This is a genomic window from Streptomyces showdoensis, assembly GCF_039535475.1.
Classification (GTDB): domain Bacteria; phylum Actinomycetota; class Actinomycetes; order Streptomycetales; family Streptomycetaceae; genus Streptomyces; species Streptomyces showdoensis.
Genome location: NZ_BAAAXG010000026.1, coordinates 4,263,142 through 4,275,824 on the forward strand (window position 1 = coordinate 4,263,142; position 12,683 = coordinate 4,275,824).

Annotated in this window: 13 protein-coding genes and 1 pseudogene; 13 read left to right on the forward strand and 1 reads right to left on the reverse strand. The window is 72.2% G+C overall.

Translation table 11 applies throughout. The features are described 5' to 3' along the window. Nucleotides 1-2: 2 nt before the first annotated feature. From ruvX to nusB, 11 genes and pseudogenes are all read left to right on the forward strand, one after another. Nucleotides 3-467, forward strand: coding sequence for a Holliday junction resolvase RuvX (ruvX, locus tag ABD981_RS32595; protein ID WP_123954413.1), 465 nt, complete (start codon nt 3-5; stop codon nt 465-467). A 101-nt stretch (nt 468-568) separates the two neighbouring features. Then, nucleotides 569-2,467 (forward strand): endolytic transglycosylase MltG, encoded by a 1,899-nt coding sequence (mltG, locus tag ABD981_RS32600; RefSeq protein ID WP_046907482.1) that lies wholly within the window; start codon nt 569-571, stop codon nt 2,465-2,467. A 1-nt stretch (nt 2,468) separates the two neighbouring features. Continuing rightward, nucleotides 2,469-3,296 (forward strand): shikimate dehydrogenase, encoded by an 828-nt coding sequence (locus ABD981_RS32605; protein ID WP_046907481.1) that lies wholly within the window; start codon nt 2,469-2,471, stop codon nt 3,294-3,296. A 421-nt stretch (nt 3,297-3,717) separates the two neighbouring features. Beyond that, nucleotides 3,718-4,902 (forward strand): chorismate synthase, encoded by a 1,185-nt coding sequence (gene aroC / locus ABD981_RS32610; RefSeq protein ID WP_046907479.1) that lies wholly within the window; start codon nt 3,718-3,720, stop codon nt 4,900-4,902. Beyond that, nucleotides 4,899-5,420: a shikimate kinase gene (locus ABD981_RS32615; protein WP_046907478.1), complete on the forward strand. Its 522-nt coding sequence runs from the start codon at nt 4,899-4,901 to the stop codon at nt 5,418-5,420. The genes aroC and ABD981_RS32615 overlap by 4 nt, the downstream gene beginning before the upstream one ends. Then, nucleotides 5,417-6,512, forward strand: a pseudogene (gene aroB, locus ABD981_RS32620) (3-dehydroquinate synthase). The gene ABD981_RS32615 and the pseudogene aroB overlap by 4 nt, the downstream one beginning before the upstream one ends. Next, nucleotides 6,509-6,955 carry a type II 3-dehydroquinate dehydratase gene (aroQ, locus tag ABD981_RS32625; RefSeq protein ID WP_046907476.1) on the forward strand — a complete coding sequence of 149 codons (447 nt, stop codon included), beginning with the start codon at nt 6,509-6,511 and terminating at the stop codon, nt 6,953-6,955. The pseudogene aroB and the gene aroQ overlap by 4 nt, the downstream one beginning before the upstream one ends. A gap of 125 nt (nt 6,956-7,080) precedes the next feature. After that, nucleotides 7,081-7,878, forward strand: coding sequence for an AAA family ATPase (locus tag ABD981_RS32630; protein WP_123954412.1), 798 nt, complete (start codon nt 7,081-7,083; stop codon nt 7,876-7,878). Between the two features lie 67 nt (nt 7,879-7,945). After that, nucleotides 7,946-9,052 (forward strand): aminopeptidase P family protein, encoded by a 1,107-nt coding sequence (locus ABD981_RS32635; RefSeq protein WP_046907474.1) that lies wholly within the window; start codon nt 7,946-7,948, stop codon nt 9,050-9,052. 48 nt (nt 9,053-9,100) lie between these two features. Next, the gene (gene efp / locus ABD981_RS32640; protein ID WP_046907473.1) at nt 9,101-9,667 is read left to right on the forward strand and encodes an elongation factor P; all 567 of its coding nucleotides are present in this window, start codon (nt 9,101-9,103) and stop codon (nt 9,665-9,667) included. A 2-nt stretch (nt 9,668-9,669) separates the two neighbouring features. Next, complete coding sequence (nusB, locus tag ABD981_RS32645; protein WP_046907472.1) at nt 9,670-10,107, forward strand: transcription antitermination factor NusB; 438 nt, start codon at nt 9,670-9,672, stop codon at nt 10,105-10,107. 191 nt (nt 10,108-10,298) lie between these two features. Here nusB and bldD read toward each other — a convergent pair whose 3' ends face one another. Beyond that, nucleotides 10,299-10,799 (reverse strand): transcriptional regulator BldD, encoded by a 501-nt coding sequence (gene bldD, locus ABD981_RS32650; RefSeq protein WP_046907471.1) that lies wholly within the window; start codon nt 10,797-10,799, stop codon nt 10,299-10,301. Between the two features lie 245 nt (nt 10,800-11,044). Between bldD and pyrR the strand changes: the two genes are divergently transcribed. Both pyrR and ABD981_RS32660 read left to right on the forward strand, forming a co-directional pair. After that, nucleotides 11,045-11,617 (forward strand): bifunctional pyr operon transcriptional regulator/uracil phosphoribosyltransferase PyrR, encoded by a 573-nt coding sequence (gene pyrR, locus ABD981_RS32655; RefSeq protein ID WP_046907470.1) that lies wholly within the window; start codon nt 11,045-11,047, stop codon nt 11,615-11,617. An 81-nt stretch (nt 11,618-11,698) separates the two neighbouring features. Next, nucleotides 11,699-12,679, forward strand: a complete 981-nt coding sequence (locus ABD981_RS32660; protein WP_046907469.1) for an aspartate carbamoyltransferase catalytic subunit — start codon at nt 11,699-11,701, stop codon at nt 12,677-12,679. Nucleotides 12,680-12,683: the final 4 nt, after the last annotated feature.

Genomic DNA, 12,683 nt, shown 5'->3' on the forward strand with positions numbered 1-12,683 from the left:
CGATGCGTCGCGGACGCCGTATCGCGGTCGACGTCGGGGACGCCCGGATCGGGGTCGCCTCGTGCGACCCCGACGGGGTCCTCGCCACGCCGGTGGAGACCGTGCCGGGACGTGACGTCCCGGCCGCCCACCGGCGGCTGCGCCAGATCGTCGAGGAGTACGAGCCGATCGAGGTCGTCGTGGGCCTGCCCCGCTCGCTCAGCGGGCGGGAGGGCCCGGCCGCGACCAAGGTCCGGGCCTTCGCCCGGGAGATGGCCAAGGGCATCGCCCCGGTGCCGGTCCGGCTGGTCGACGAGCGGATGACGACGGTGACGGCGACCCAGGGGCTGCGGGCCTCCGGGGTGAAGTCCAAGAAGGGGCGGTCCGTCATCGACCAGGCCGCCGCTGTGATCATCCTGCAGAACGCTCTTGAGTCCGAACGGGTATCAGGTAATCCGCCCGGCGAGGGCGTCGAAGTGGTCATCTGATCGCGATACGGTAACGTTCCGCGCGATGCGGCGGTGTTCGAACAGCTGCCGCACTACGTAGAGGCGGATCGTCCGGAAGCCTCGCGGCTGTTTGGGGATCGATGACTGAGTATGGCCGGAGCCCGGGCTCCGAACCGTGGCACCCCACGGACCCGCTGTACGGGGACCAGGGGTGGGAAGGCCAGCAGCAGTACCCGCAGCAGGCGCAGCAGTACGGGCAGCACCAGGGCCATCCCGGTCATCAGGGATACCAGGAGTACCAGGGGCAGCAGGAGTACCAGGGACAGCAGGGGCAGCAGGATCCGTACGGGCAGATCTACGGTGGCGGCGCGTATCAGCAGCACCAGCAGCCGCAGCAGCACCAGCAGAACCAGGGGCAGCAGCCTTACCAGCAGCAGTACCCGCAGGGGTACGGAGAACAGCAGTACGGGAACCCGGGCGGGTACGACACGCCCGGGTATCCCGCACAGCAGTACGACGGCACCTGGGAGACGGGCCAGGCGGCGATGCCGTACAACGCCCCTCCGGCCGATCCGTACGGCGGCCAGCAGCCCGACCTCTACGGCACCCCCGAGGCCTACCCGCCGCCGCAGCCTCCGGGCCGGCGCCAGGTGCCGCCCCAGCCGGTGACCGATTGGGAGGCGGAGGCGCAGCGGGAGCCGGAGGAGGACCACCCGTTCTTCACCGGCGAGGACGGCCTCCCCGACGACCGGAACGCCCGGCCCGAGCCGGCCGGGCGGCGCGGACGCCGCGGGCGCGTGGACGACGCCCGTGAGCGTGACGGCGACGGTGACGGTGACGGGACCGCGTACGCCGACGAGCGCGACGGCCGCGACGAGTACGACGAGCGCGACGACCACGACGAGTACGACGACGAGCCCGCCGGGCGTCGCGGCAATCGCCGGGGCGGCAAGGCGAAGAAGGGCCGCAAGGCCAAGAACGGCATGGCCTGCATGGTCGTGGCGCTGGTCCTGGTGGGCGGCGTCGGCGGCATCGGCTACTTCGGCTACCAGTTCTGGCAGGGACAGTTCGGCGCGGCGCCCGACTTCGTCGGCGAGGGCAGCGGCGACGTCCAGGTCGTGATCCCGGACCAGGCCGGCGGCTACGAGATCGGCAACATCCTCAAGAAGGCCGGGGTCGTCAAGAGCGTCGACGCCTTCGTCTCGGCCCAGCAGAAGAACCCCAAGGGCATCGCCATCCAGGCCGGCGCCTACACCCTGAAGAAGGGGATGTCGGCCGAGAGCGCCGTCACCCTCATGCTGAGCCCGCTCAGCAAGGCCAACTTCGTCATTCCCGAGGGCAAGCGCAACTCCTGGGTCTACGCCGAGATCGACAAGCGCCTGGAGCTCAAACCGGGCACCACCAAGGAGACCGCCTTCAAGCAGGCCGGCTCGCTCGGCCTGCCCGACTGGGCGAGGAACCACGCCGACGTCAAGGACCCGCTGGAAGGCTTCCTCTTCCCGGCCAGCTACCCGGTCGCCAAGGGCAACAAACCCGAGGACGTGCTGCGGAAGATGGTCGGACGGGCCAACGCGGAGTACCTGAAGCTGGACCTCGACGCGAAGTCGCGGCAGCTCGGGCTGAAGGGTCCGTGGGAGCTGCTGACGGTCGCGAGCCTCGTGCAGGCCGAGGGCAAGACCCACGACGACTTCACGAAGATGGCCGAGGTCATCTACAACCGTCTCCAGCCGGACAACAAGGAGACCTTCCAGCTGCTCCAGTTCGACTCGTCGTACAACTACCTGATGGGTCAGAGCAAGATCAAGATCACCCGGAAGGAAGTCCTCACCAACCCGGACCCGTACAACACGTACAAGCACGCGGGTCTGACGCCGGGACCGATCGGCAACCCGGGCGTCGAGGCGGTGACCGCCGCCCTCAACCCGACGAAGGACGGCTGGATGTACTTCGTCGCCACGGACGGCATGAACAAGACCGAATTCGCCAAGACGCTCGCCGAGCACGACAGGCTCGTCCAGAAGTTCAATGCGGGGACCTGAGATGACCTTCCGACGACGGGCGGCCGTGCTCGGCTCGCCCATCGCCCACTCGCTCTCCCCGGTGCTCCACCGGGCCGCGTACCGGGAGCTCGGCCTCGACGACTGGTCGTACGACCGCTTCGAGGTGGACGAGGCCGCGCTCCCCGGGTTCGTCGGCGAGCTCGACTCCTCGTGGGCGGGGCTCTCGCTCACGATGCCGCTCAAGCGGGCGATCATCCCGTTGCTCGACGAGGTCACCGACGTGGCGGCCTCGGTCGAGGCGGTCAACACGGTCGTCCTCACCGAGGACGGCCGGCGGATCGGCGACAACACCGACATCCCCGGCATCGTCGCCGCCCTGCGGGAGCGGGCGGTCGAGAAGGTCGACTCGGCCGCGATCCTCGGCGCGGGCGCCACCGCCTCCTCGGCGCTGGCCGCCCTGGCCCGGATCTGTTCGGGTCCCGTCACCGCGTACGTGCGCAGCGAGGCGCGCGCGGAGGAGATGCGCGGCTGGGGCGAACGCCTGGGCGTCGACGTGCGCACCGCCGCCTGGGACGACGCCGCCGAGGCCTTCGCGGCCCCGCTGGTCGTCGCCACCACCCCGGCCGGGACGACGGACGCGCTGGCGGCGGCCGTACCCGACGCCCCCGGTACCCTCTTCGACGTGCTGTACGACCCGTGGCCGACCCGGATCGCGTCCGCCTGGTCGGCGCGCGGCGGCAAGGTGGTCGGCGGCCTGGACCTGCTGGTCCACCAGGCGGTGCTGCAGGTCGAGCAGATGACCGGGCGGGCTCCCGGGCCGCTGGCCGCGATGCGGGCGGCGGGGGAGAGGGCGCTCGCCGAGCGCTGAGCCACGCGGTCACGGGGACGGGAAGGGAAACGGGGGAGACGGTGGGGGAAGGCGTGCTGCTCGCGTCCAGGTGGGAGGCGGGCGAGGACATCGTCCGCCTGGCGGTGGGGCTGTTTCGGGTCGCCTTCGGTGCCCTGCCGGATTGGATCCGGTATCCAGTAGTCGGTCTGGGGTGTGCGGTCGTCCTCTACTGCGTCGCGACCCGCTGCCGGGACTGGTGGCGCGAGCGGCGGAACGCCCCGGCGGAGACGGCCTCCCGGGAGATGGCCGAAACCACACCCGACACCTGACATAAGCGTCCCGGCCTGTGGACCGGCGATCGATCAGCCGTCGGGACGTGGGAGGATCAGGGGAGGCGGACCAGGGCCGCGCACCCAGGTCGCGCCGGAGCAGAGCCCAGGCGCGAGCATGAGGAGCATCGTTGAGCAGGCTGCGTTGGCTGACGGCGGGGGAGTCCCACGGACCCGCGCTGGTTGCAACCCTCGAAGGACTTCCCGCAGGCGTGCCGGTCACCACGGAACTGGTGGCCGACCACCTCGCGCGGCGGCGCCTCGGCTACGGGCGCGGAGCCCGGATGAAGTTCGAACAGGACGAGGTCACCTTCCTCGGCGGCGTCCGCCACGGCCTCTCGCTCGGTTCGCCCGTCGCCGTCATGGTCGGCAACACCGAGTGGCCCAAGTGGGAGAAGGTCATGTCGGCGGACCCCGTCGACCCCGCGGAGCTCAAGGAGACGGGCCGCAACGCGCCCCTGACCCGGCCCCGCCCCGGCCACGCCGACCTGGCCGGCATGCAGAAGTACGGCTTCGACGAGGCCCGGCCGATCCTGGAGCGCGCCAGCGCCCGGGAGACCGCGGCCCGCGTCGCCCTCGGCGCCGTCGCCCGCTCCTTCCTGAAGGAGGCGGCCGGCATCGAGATCGTCTCCCACGTCGTGGAGCTCGCCGCCGCCAAGGCGCCGTACGGCGTCTACCCGACCCCCGCCGACGTCGAGAAGCTGGACGCCGACCCGGTGCGCTGCCTCGACGCCGACGCGTCGAAGGCGATGGTCGCCGAGATCGACCAGGCCCACAAGGACGGCGACACCCTCGGCGGCGTCGTCGAGGTCCTGGCCTACGGCGTGCCCGTCGGCCTCGGCTCCCACGTGCACTGGGACCGGCGCCTGGACGCCCGGCTCGCGGCCGCGCTCATGGGCATCCAGGCCATCAAGGGCGTCGAGGTCGGCGACGGCTTCGACCTCGCCCGCGTGCCCGGCTCCCAGGCCCACGACGAGATCGTCAAGGGCCCCGACGGCATCACCCGCTCCACCGGCCGCGCCGGTGGCACCGAGGGCGGCCTGACCACCGGCGAACTGCTGCGCGTCCGCGCCGCGATGAAGCCCATCGCGACCGTGCCCCGCGCGCTCGCCACCGTCGACGTCGCCACCGGCGAGGCCGCCGCCGCGCACCACCAGCGCTCCGACGTCTGCGCCGTCCCGGCCGCCGGCATCGTGGCCGAGGCCATGGTCGCGCTGGTCCTGGCCGACGCGGTGGTGGAGAAGTTCGGCGGCGACAGCGTCCCCGAGACCCGCCGCAACGTGCAGTCCTACCTCGACAACCTCCACATCCGGTGACCGGCGGCCCCCTGGTCGTCCTCGTCGGCCCGATGGGCTCCGGCAAGTCCACGGTGGGCGCGCTCCTCGCCGGACGGCTCGGTGCCGCCTACCGCGACACCGACGCCGACATCGTCGCCGCCGAGGGACGCGAGATCTCCGACATCTTCGTCGAGGACGGCGAGGAGCGCTTCCGCGCCCTCGAACGCGAGGCCGTGCGCACCGCCGTCGCCGAGCACGAGGGCGTCCTCGCGCTCGGCGGCGGCGCCGTGCTCGACGACGGCACCCGCGCGCTGCTGGCCGGGCTGCCCGTCGCGTACCTCTCGATGGACGTCGAGGAGGCGGTCCGCCGGGTCGGGCTCGGCGCCGCCCGGCCGCTGCTCGCCGTCAACCCGCGCCGCCAGTGGCGCGAGCTGATGGAGGCCCGCCGCCACCTCTACACCGAAGTCGCCCGCGTCGTCGTCGCCACCGACGACCGCACCCCCGAAGAGGTCGCGGACGCGGTCCTCGACGCTCTGGACCTGAAGAAGGAGACATGACGCACCAGGAAGTGACCCGGATCCAGGTCGGCGGCTCGGCGGGCACCGACCCGTACGAGGTGCTGGTCGGCCGCCAGCTGCTCGGCGAGCTGCCCGCCCTCATCGGCCCCCGGTGCCAAGCGGGTGGCCGTGATCCACCCCGAGGCGCTCGCCGAGACCGGCGAGGCGCTGCGCGCCGACCTCGCGGACCAGGGCTACGAGGCGGTCGCCATCCAGGTGCCCAACGCCGAGGAGGCCAAGACCGCCGAGGTCGCCGCCTACTGCTGGAAGGCGCTCGGCCAGACCGGCTTCACCCGCAGCGACATCATCGTGGGCGTCGGCGGCGGTGCCACCACCGACCTGGCCGGCTTCGTCGCCGCGACCTGGCTGCGGGGCGTGCGCTGGATCGCCGTGCCGACCACCGTCCTCGCCATGGTCGACGCGGCCGTCGGCGGCAAGACCGGCATCAACACCGCCGAGGGCAAGAACCTCGTCGGCGCCTTCCACCCGCCGGCCGGCGTGCTGTGCGACCTCGCGGCGCTGGACTCGCTGCCGGTGAACGACTACGTCAGCGGACTCGCCGAGATCATCAAGGCCGGCTTCATCGCCGACCCGGTCATCCTCGACCTGATCGAGGGGGACCCGGAGGCCGCCCGCACCCCCGCCGGGCCGCACACCGCCGAGCTCATCGTGCGGTCGATCCAGGTCAAGGCCGAGGTCGTCTCCGGCGACCTCAAGGAGGCCGGCCGCCGCGAGATCCTCAACTACGGGCACACCCTCGCCCACGCCATCGAGAAGAACGAGCGGTACAAGTGGCGCCACGGCGCCGCCGTCTCCGTCGGCATGGTCTTCGCCGCCGAGCTGGGCCGCCTCGCCGGCCGGCTCGACGACGCCACCGCCGACCGGCACCGCGCCGTCCTGGAGTCGGTCGGACTGCCCCTGACCTACCGCGGCGACCAGTGGCCCAAGCTGCTGGAGACCATGAAGGTCGACAAGAAGTCCCGCGGCGACCTGCTGCGCTTCATCGTCCTCGACGGCATCGGCAAGCCGACGGTCCTGGAAGGCCCCGACCCGGCCGTCCTGGTCGCGGCCTACGGCGAGGTGTCCGCGTGAGCGAGCCGCGCCGGGTCCTCGTGCTCAACGGCCCGAACCTCGGCCGGCTCGGCTCCCGCGAGCCCGACATCTACGGCGCCACCTCCTACAAGGGGCTCGTGGACTCCTGCCGCACCCTCGGCGAGGAGCTGGGCTTCGACGTCGAGGTGCGCGAGACCAACGACGAGGGCGAGATGATCCGCTGGCTGCACGAGGCCGCGGACGGCTCGCTCCCGGTCGTGCTCAACCCCGGCGCCTTCACGCACTACTCGTACGGGATGCGCGACGCGGCCGCCCAGCGCACCGCGCCGCTCATCGAGGTGCACATCTCCAACCCGTACACGCGCGAGGAGTTCCGGCACACCTCGGTCGTCGCGGCCGTGGCCACCGGCACCATCGCGGGCTTCGGCATCGGCTCCTACCGGCTCGCCCTGCGCGCGCTCGCGGAGGAGCTGACCGCCTGAGCGGAGCCCGGAAACCCTCCGGGCACCTCCCGCCGCCCCCGGCCGTTTCCCCTCGGGAAGCCGGGGGCGGTAACGTTCCGGCAACAGTGGAAGCAAAAGGCGTACGGGACGGAGTGGGCACCGGGATGCAGCACGGAATGGGGGCTCCGTCGCCACGACAGGAACCCGCCGACCTCTCGGCCTGGGCGCACGGCCCCGGGGCCCACGCGCCCGGAGCCGCCCAGGGCGCGCCCCCTCCCGTACCGCCCGCCCCACCGCACCACCCCTATCCCGCGCCCCAGGGACCGCCGCAGCCCGCGCCCGGCTGGACGGGCGCCCCCGTCACGGCCCCCAGGGCGATGCCCCCCGCGGTGGCCGGCACCGGGACCGCCACCCTCGCCGTGCTGCTGATCGGCCCGGCCGGCGCGGGCAAGACCACCGTCGCCCGCCACTGGGCGCGGCGCCGGCCCGTCCCCACCGCCCACGTCAGCCTCGACGACGTCCGCGAATGGGTCTGCTCCGGCTTCGCCGACCCGCAGGCAGGCTGGAACGAGCACTCCGAGGCCCAGTACCGCCTGGCCCGCCGCACCTGCGGCTTCGCCGCCCGCAACTACCTCGCCAACGGGATCTCCTGCATCCTCGACGACGCCGTCTTCCCCGACTGGCCCGTCGTGGGCCTCGGCGGCTGGAAGCGCCACGTCGGCCCCGGCCTGCTCCCCGTCGTCCTGCTGCCCGGACTGGACGTGGTCCTGGAGCGCAACGCCGAGCGCAGCGGCAACCGGCGCCTGTCGGACGAGGAGGTCGCGGCGATCCACGGCCGGATGGCCGGCTGGTACGGCTCCGGCCTGCCGATCATCGACAACTCCACGTACGACGTGGAGACCACCGCCCGGGTCCTGGACGAGGTCCTGGCCCGGGCGATCGCGGGCCCGCCGGCCGGCTGACCTGCCGCCCCGCCCGGTCGGACCCGCTGAACAGGCCAGGGCGCGCGGCCCCTCGTACGCTCGGAACATGTCAGAGGTGTATGCGGACCGCCGGGTGCGGCTGCGCGACCGCTGCGCGGCCGCGGGCAGCCCGGCTGCCCTGGTCTCCCGCCCCGCCAATGTCCGCTATCTCACCGGCGGTTCACCCGCCGGGGCCGTGCTGCTGCTCGGCCCGGAGGAGGACGTGCTGCTCTGCCCGACCGTCCCGGGCGCCGATCCGGCCGACGGCCGGGTCGACGAGCTGCTCCGCCAGCTGCTGCTGCCCGCCGGGGGCGGTGATCCGGCGGTCGCCGCCGTCGACTTCGCCCGGAAGGCCGGGGCGGACGCCCTCGCCGTCGAGGAGCACCATCTGACCGTCGCCCGGCACCGGGCCATGGGCTCGGTCGCGCCCCGGCTGCGCCTCGCCGACCTGTCCAGCGCCGTCGAGCAGCTGCGGATCGTCAAGGACGAGGACGAGATCGCCTGTCTGCGGATCGCGGCCGAGATCGCCGACCAGGCCCTCGGCGAGCTCCTGGAGTCGATCCTGGTCGGCCGGACCGAACGGCACCTGGCGCTGGAGCTGGAACGGCGGCTGGTGGACCACGGCGCCGACGGCCCCGCGTTCGCCACCTCGGTGGCCACCGGCCCCCACTCCGGGCGGGGCGGGCACAAGCCCACCGACCGGCGGGTCGAGGAGGGAGACTTCCTCTCCGTCTGCCTCGGCGCGAACTACCGCGGGTACCGCTGCGAGATCGGCCGGACCTTCGTGATCGGCACCACTCCCGCCGACTGGCAGATCGAGCTGTACGACCTCGTCTTCGCCGCTCAGCGGGCCGGCCGGGAGGCGCTGGCCCCCGGCGCCGAGTACCGCGACATCGACCGCGCGGCCCGGCAGATTCTCGCCGCCGCGGGCCACGGAGACGTCAGCGCACCCCTCACCGGGCACGGTGTGGGCCTGGAAATCGACGAGGACCCGCAGCTCGCACCCGCGGCCATGGGTAAACTGGACGCTTGTGTGCCGGTCACCGTCGAACCGGGGGTCCACCTCCCGGGCCGGGGCGGGGTCCGGATCGATGACACGCTCGTCGTACGCCAGGAGGCGGACGGCGGACCCGAGCTACTCACCATCACGACCAAGGAGCTGCTCGCGCTGTAGAGCGCGTACGCCTCCCCGGTCCACGTCAGTCCAGGAGATTCCGCAACCGTGGCTTCCACGAACGACCTCAAGAACGGCATGGTGCTCAAGCTCGACGGGGGCCAGCTCTGGTCCGTCGTCGAGTTCCAGCACGTCAAGCCCGGCAAGGGCCCGGCCTTCGTGCGCACCAAGCTCAAGAACGTGCTCTCCGGCAAGGTCGTCGACAAGACCTTCAACGCCGGTGTGAAGGTCGAGACGGCCACCATCGACCGCCGCGACATGCAGTTCTCGTACATGGACGGCGAGTACTTCGTCTTCATGGACATGGACACGTACGACCAACTCATGGTCGACCGCAAGGCCGTCGGCGACGCCGCCAACTTCCTCATCGAGGGCTTCACCGCCTCGGTCGCGCAGCACGAGGGCTCGGTGCTCTACGTCGAGCTCCCGGCCGCCGTCGTCCTGACGATCGAGCACACCGACCCGGGCGTCCAGGGCGACCGCTCCACCGGTGGCACCAAGCCGGCCAAGCTGGAGACCGGTCACGAGATCCAGGTCCCGCTCTTCGTCACCACCGGTGAGAAGGTCAAGGTCGACACGCGCACCAGCGACTACCTCGGCCGGGTGAACGACTAACCGTGGCCGCCCGGAGCAAGGCCCGCAGGCGGGCCTTCCAGATCCTGTTCGAGGCCGACCAGCGCGGCACCTCGGTCCAGGAGGTCCTCGCGGACCAGGTCCGGCATGCCCGCTCGGACGAGCGACAGCCGCCGGTCAACGAGTTCACCATGCAGCTGGTCGAGGGGTACGCGTCCCACGTGGCGCGCATCGACGAGCTCATCGCGACCTACGCGGTGGACTGGGACCTCGACCGGATGCCCGCCGCCGACCGGAACATCGTGCGCCTCGGCGCGTACGAGCTGATCTGGGAGGACGGCACACCCGACGCCGTGGCGATCGACGAGGCGGTGCAGCTCGCCAAGGAGTTCTCCACGGACGAGTCGCCGACCTTCGTCAACGGTCTGCTGGGTCGTTTCAAGGACCTGAAGCCGCGCCTGCGCCGGGACGCGGACGTCTAGTCCGTCCGGCCGCCGCTCGTACGGCATGCGAAGGGGCCCGCAGCACTCGTGCTGCGGGCCCCTTCGCCGTACCCCTGGAGGACCCCCTGGAGGGCGGGCACGAAAGCGCCGGGCCCCCGGGAGTCGGAGAGACTCCCGGGGGCCCGGCGGCACGTTTCTGCGCTGGTACGAGGCATCCGACCCGGAGGGGGTCAGTTGTCCTCGTGGGCGACGGCGCGGCGCGCGTCGGCGTCCAGGACGCCCCAGCTGATCAGCTGCTCGGTGAGGACCGAGGGGGACTGGTCGTAGATGACGGCGAGGGTGCGCAGGTCGTCCTGGCGGATCGACAGCACCTTGCCGTTGTAGTCGCCGCGCTGCGACTGGATCGTCGCCGCGTAGCGCTGCAGGGGGCCGGCCTTCTCGGCGGGGACGTGGGCGAGGCGCTCCAGGTCCAGGACCAGCTTCGGCGGCGGCTCGGCGGCCCCGCCCGGCGTGGTGCCCGGCAGCAGCTCCTGCACCGGGACCCCGTAGAAGTCCGCCAGCTCGGCCAGACGCTGCACGGTCACGGCGCGATCGCCGCGCTCGTACGAACCGACCACGACCGCCTTCCAGCGGCCCTGGGACTTCTCCTCCACACCGTGGAGGGAAAGGCCCTGCTGGGTGCGGATCGCACGGAGTTTGGCCCCGAGCTGCTTTGCGTATTCGCTGGACATAACGCTCCCGGACGCTGTGACGATTGCGGCGGTGCCGCGCGGCTGGTAACTCACTGTGAGGTTACGCAGCGTGACACTCTCCCGTCAAGCCGAATGGTCCATACCGCCCCCTCCCGGGGGACGGCGCCCGGAGTGGCGCGAGGGTGGTGAGCAGGGCACCTGCCCGCCCCTGGTAGGCTGGACCGCGCAATTCCGACGTCCTTTAAGGTCCGTCCCGTGAGGCGGAGAAGGAGGTCCGTTTTCATATGGACGCACAGCAGCACGCACAGCAGCAGACCGATGCCCGGCCCGTTCTCGAGGCCCCGGACATCGCGCGGGTCCTGACCCGCATCGCCCACGAGATCGTCGAGCGCGCCAAGGGCGCCGACGACGTGGTCCTCCTCGGCATCCCGACCCGCGGTGTCTTCCTCGCCCGCCGTCTCGCCGAGAAGCTCGAATCGATCACCGGCGCCAAGGTCCCGGTCGGTTCCCTCGACATCACCATGTACCGCGACGACCTGCGGATGAAGCCGGCGCGCGCCATCGGCCGCACCGAGATCCCCGGCGACGGCATCGACGGCCGCCTGGTCGTCCTCGTCGACGACGTGCTCTTCTCCGGCCGCACCATCCGCGCCGCCCTCGACGCCCTCGGCGACATCGGCCGCCCCCGCGCGGTCCAGCTCGCCGTCCTCGTCGACCGCGGCCACCGCGAGCTCCCGATCCGCGCCGACTACGTCGGCAAGAACCTCCCCACGTCGCTGCGGGAGACGGTCAAGGTCCAGCTCGCCGAGGAGGACGGTCGCGACACCGTGCTGCTCGGCAGCAAGCCCGCCTCCTAGCCGGACCGGCCCCCGACGGGTCCGGGGCACAGCCCTGCGCACCCGCATGCCCTCGCCCTCCCCACCACGGAGAGAAACCCGATGATGCGTCACCTCATCTCGGCCGCCGACCTCACCCGCGACGACGCCGTCCTCATCCTCGACACCGCCGAGGAGATGGCCCGGGTGGCCGACCGGCCCATCAAGAAGCTGCCGACCCTGCGCGGCCGCACGATCTGCAACCTCTTCTTCGAGGACTCCACCCGGACCCGGATCTCCTTCGAGGCCGCCGAGAAGCGCCTCTCCGCCGACGTGATCAACTTCGCGGCCAAGGGCTCCAGCGTCTCCAAGGGCGAGTCGCTCAAGGACACCGCGCAGACCCTGGAGGCGATGGGCGTCGACGCCGTCGTCATCCGGCACAGCGCCTCCGGCGCCCCGTACCGCCTGGCCACCTCGGGCTGGATCGACGCCCCGGTCATCAACGCCGGCGACGGCACCCACCAGCACCCCACCCAGGCCCTGCTCGACGCCTTCACCATGCGCCGCCGCCTGATCGGCCGCGACACCGGTCTCGGCAAGGACCTGGCCGGCAAGCGCATCACGCTCGTCGGCGACGTCCTGCACAGCCGGGTCGCCCGCTCCAACGTCGACCTGCTGCACACCCTCGGCGCCGAGGTCACCCTGGTGGCCCCGCCCACCCTGGTCCCGGTCGGCGTCGAGACCTGGCCCTGCGAGGTCTCGTACGACCTCGACGGCGTGCTGCCGAAGTCCGACGCGGTGATGATGCTGCGTGTGCAGCGCGAGCGGATGAACGCCGCCTTCTTCCCGACCGAGCGCGAGTACTCGCGCCGGTACGGGCTGGACGGCGAGCGGATGGCGAAGATGCCCGAGCACGCCATCGTCATGCACCCCGGGCCCATGGTCCGCGGCATGGAGATCACCGCCGAGGTCGCCGACTCCGACCGCTGCACGGTCGTCGAGCAGGTCGCCAACGGCGTCTCCATCCGGATGGCCGTGCTCTACCTGCTGCTGGGCGGCTACGAGCCCGCCACCCCCGCCACCCCCCGCACCGAGGAGAACTGAACCC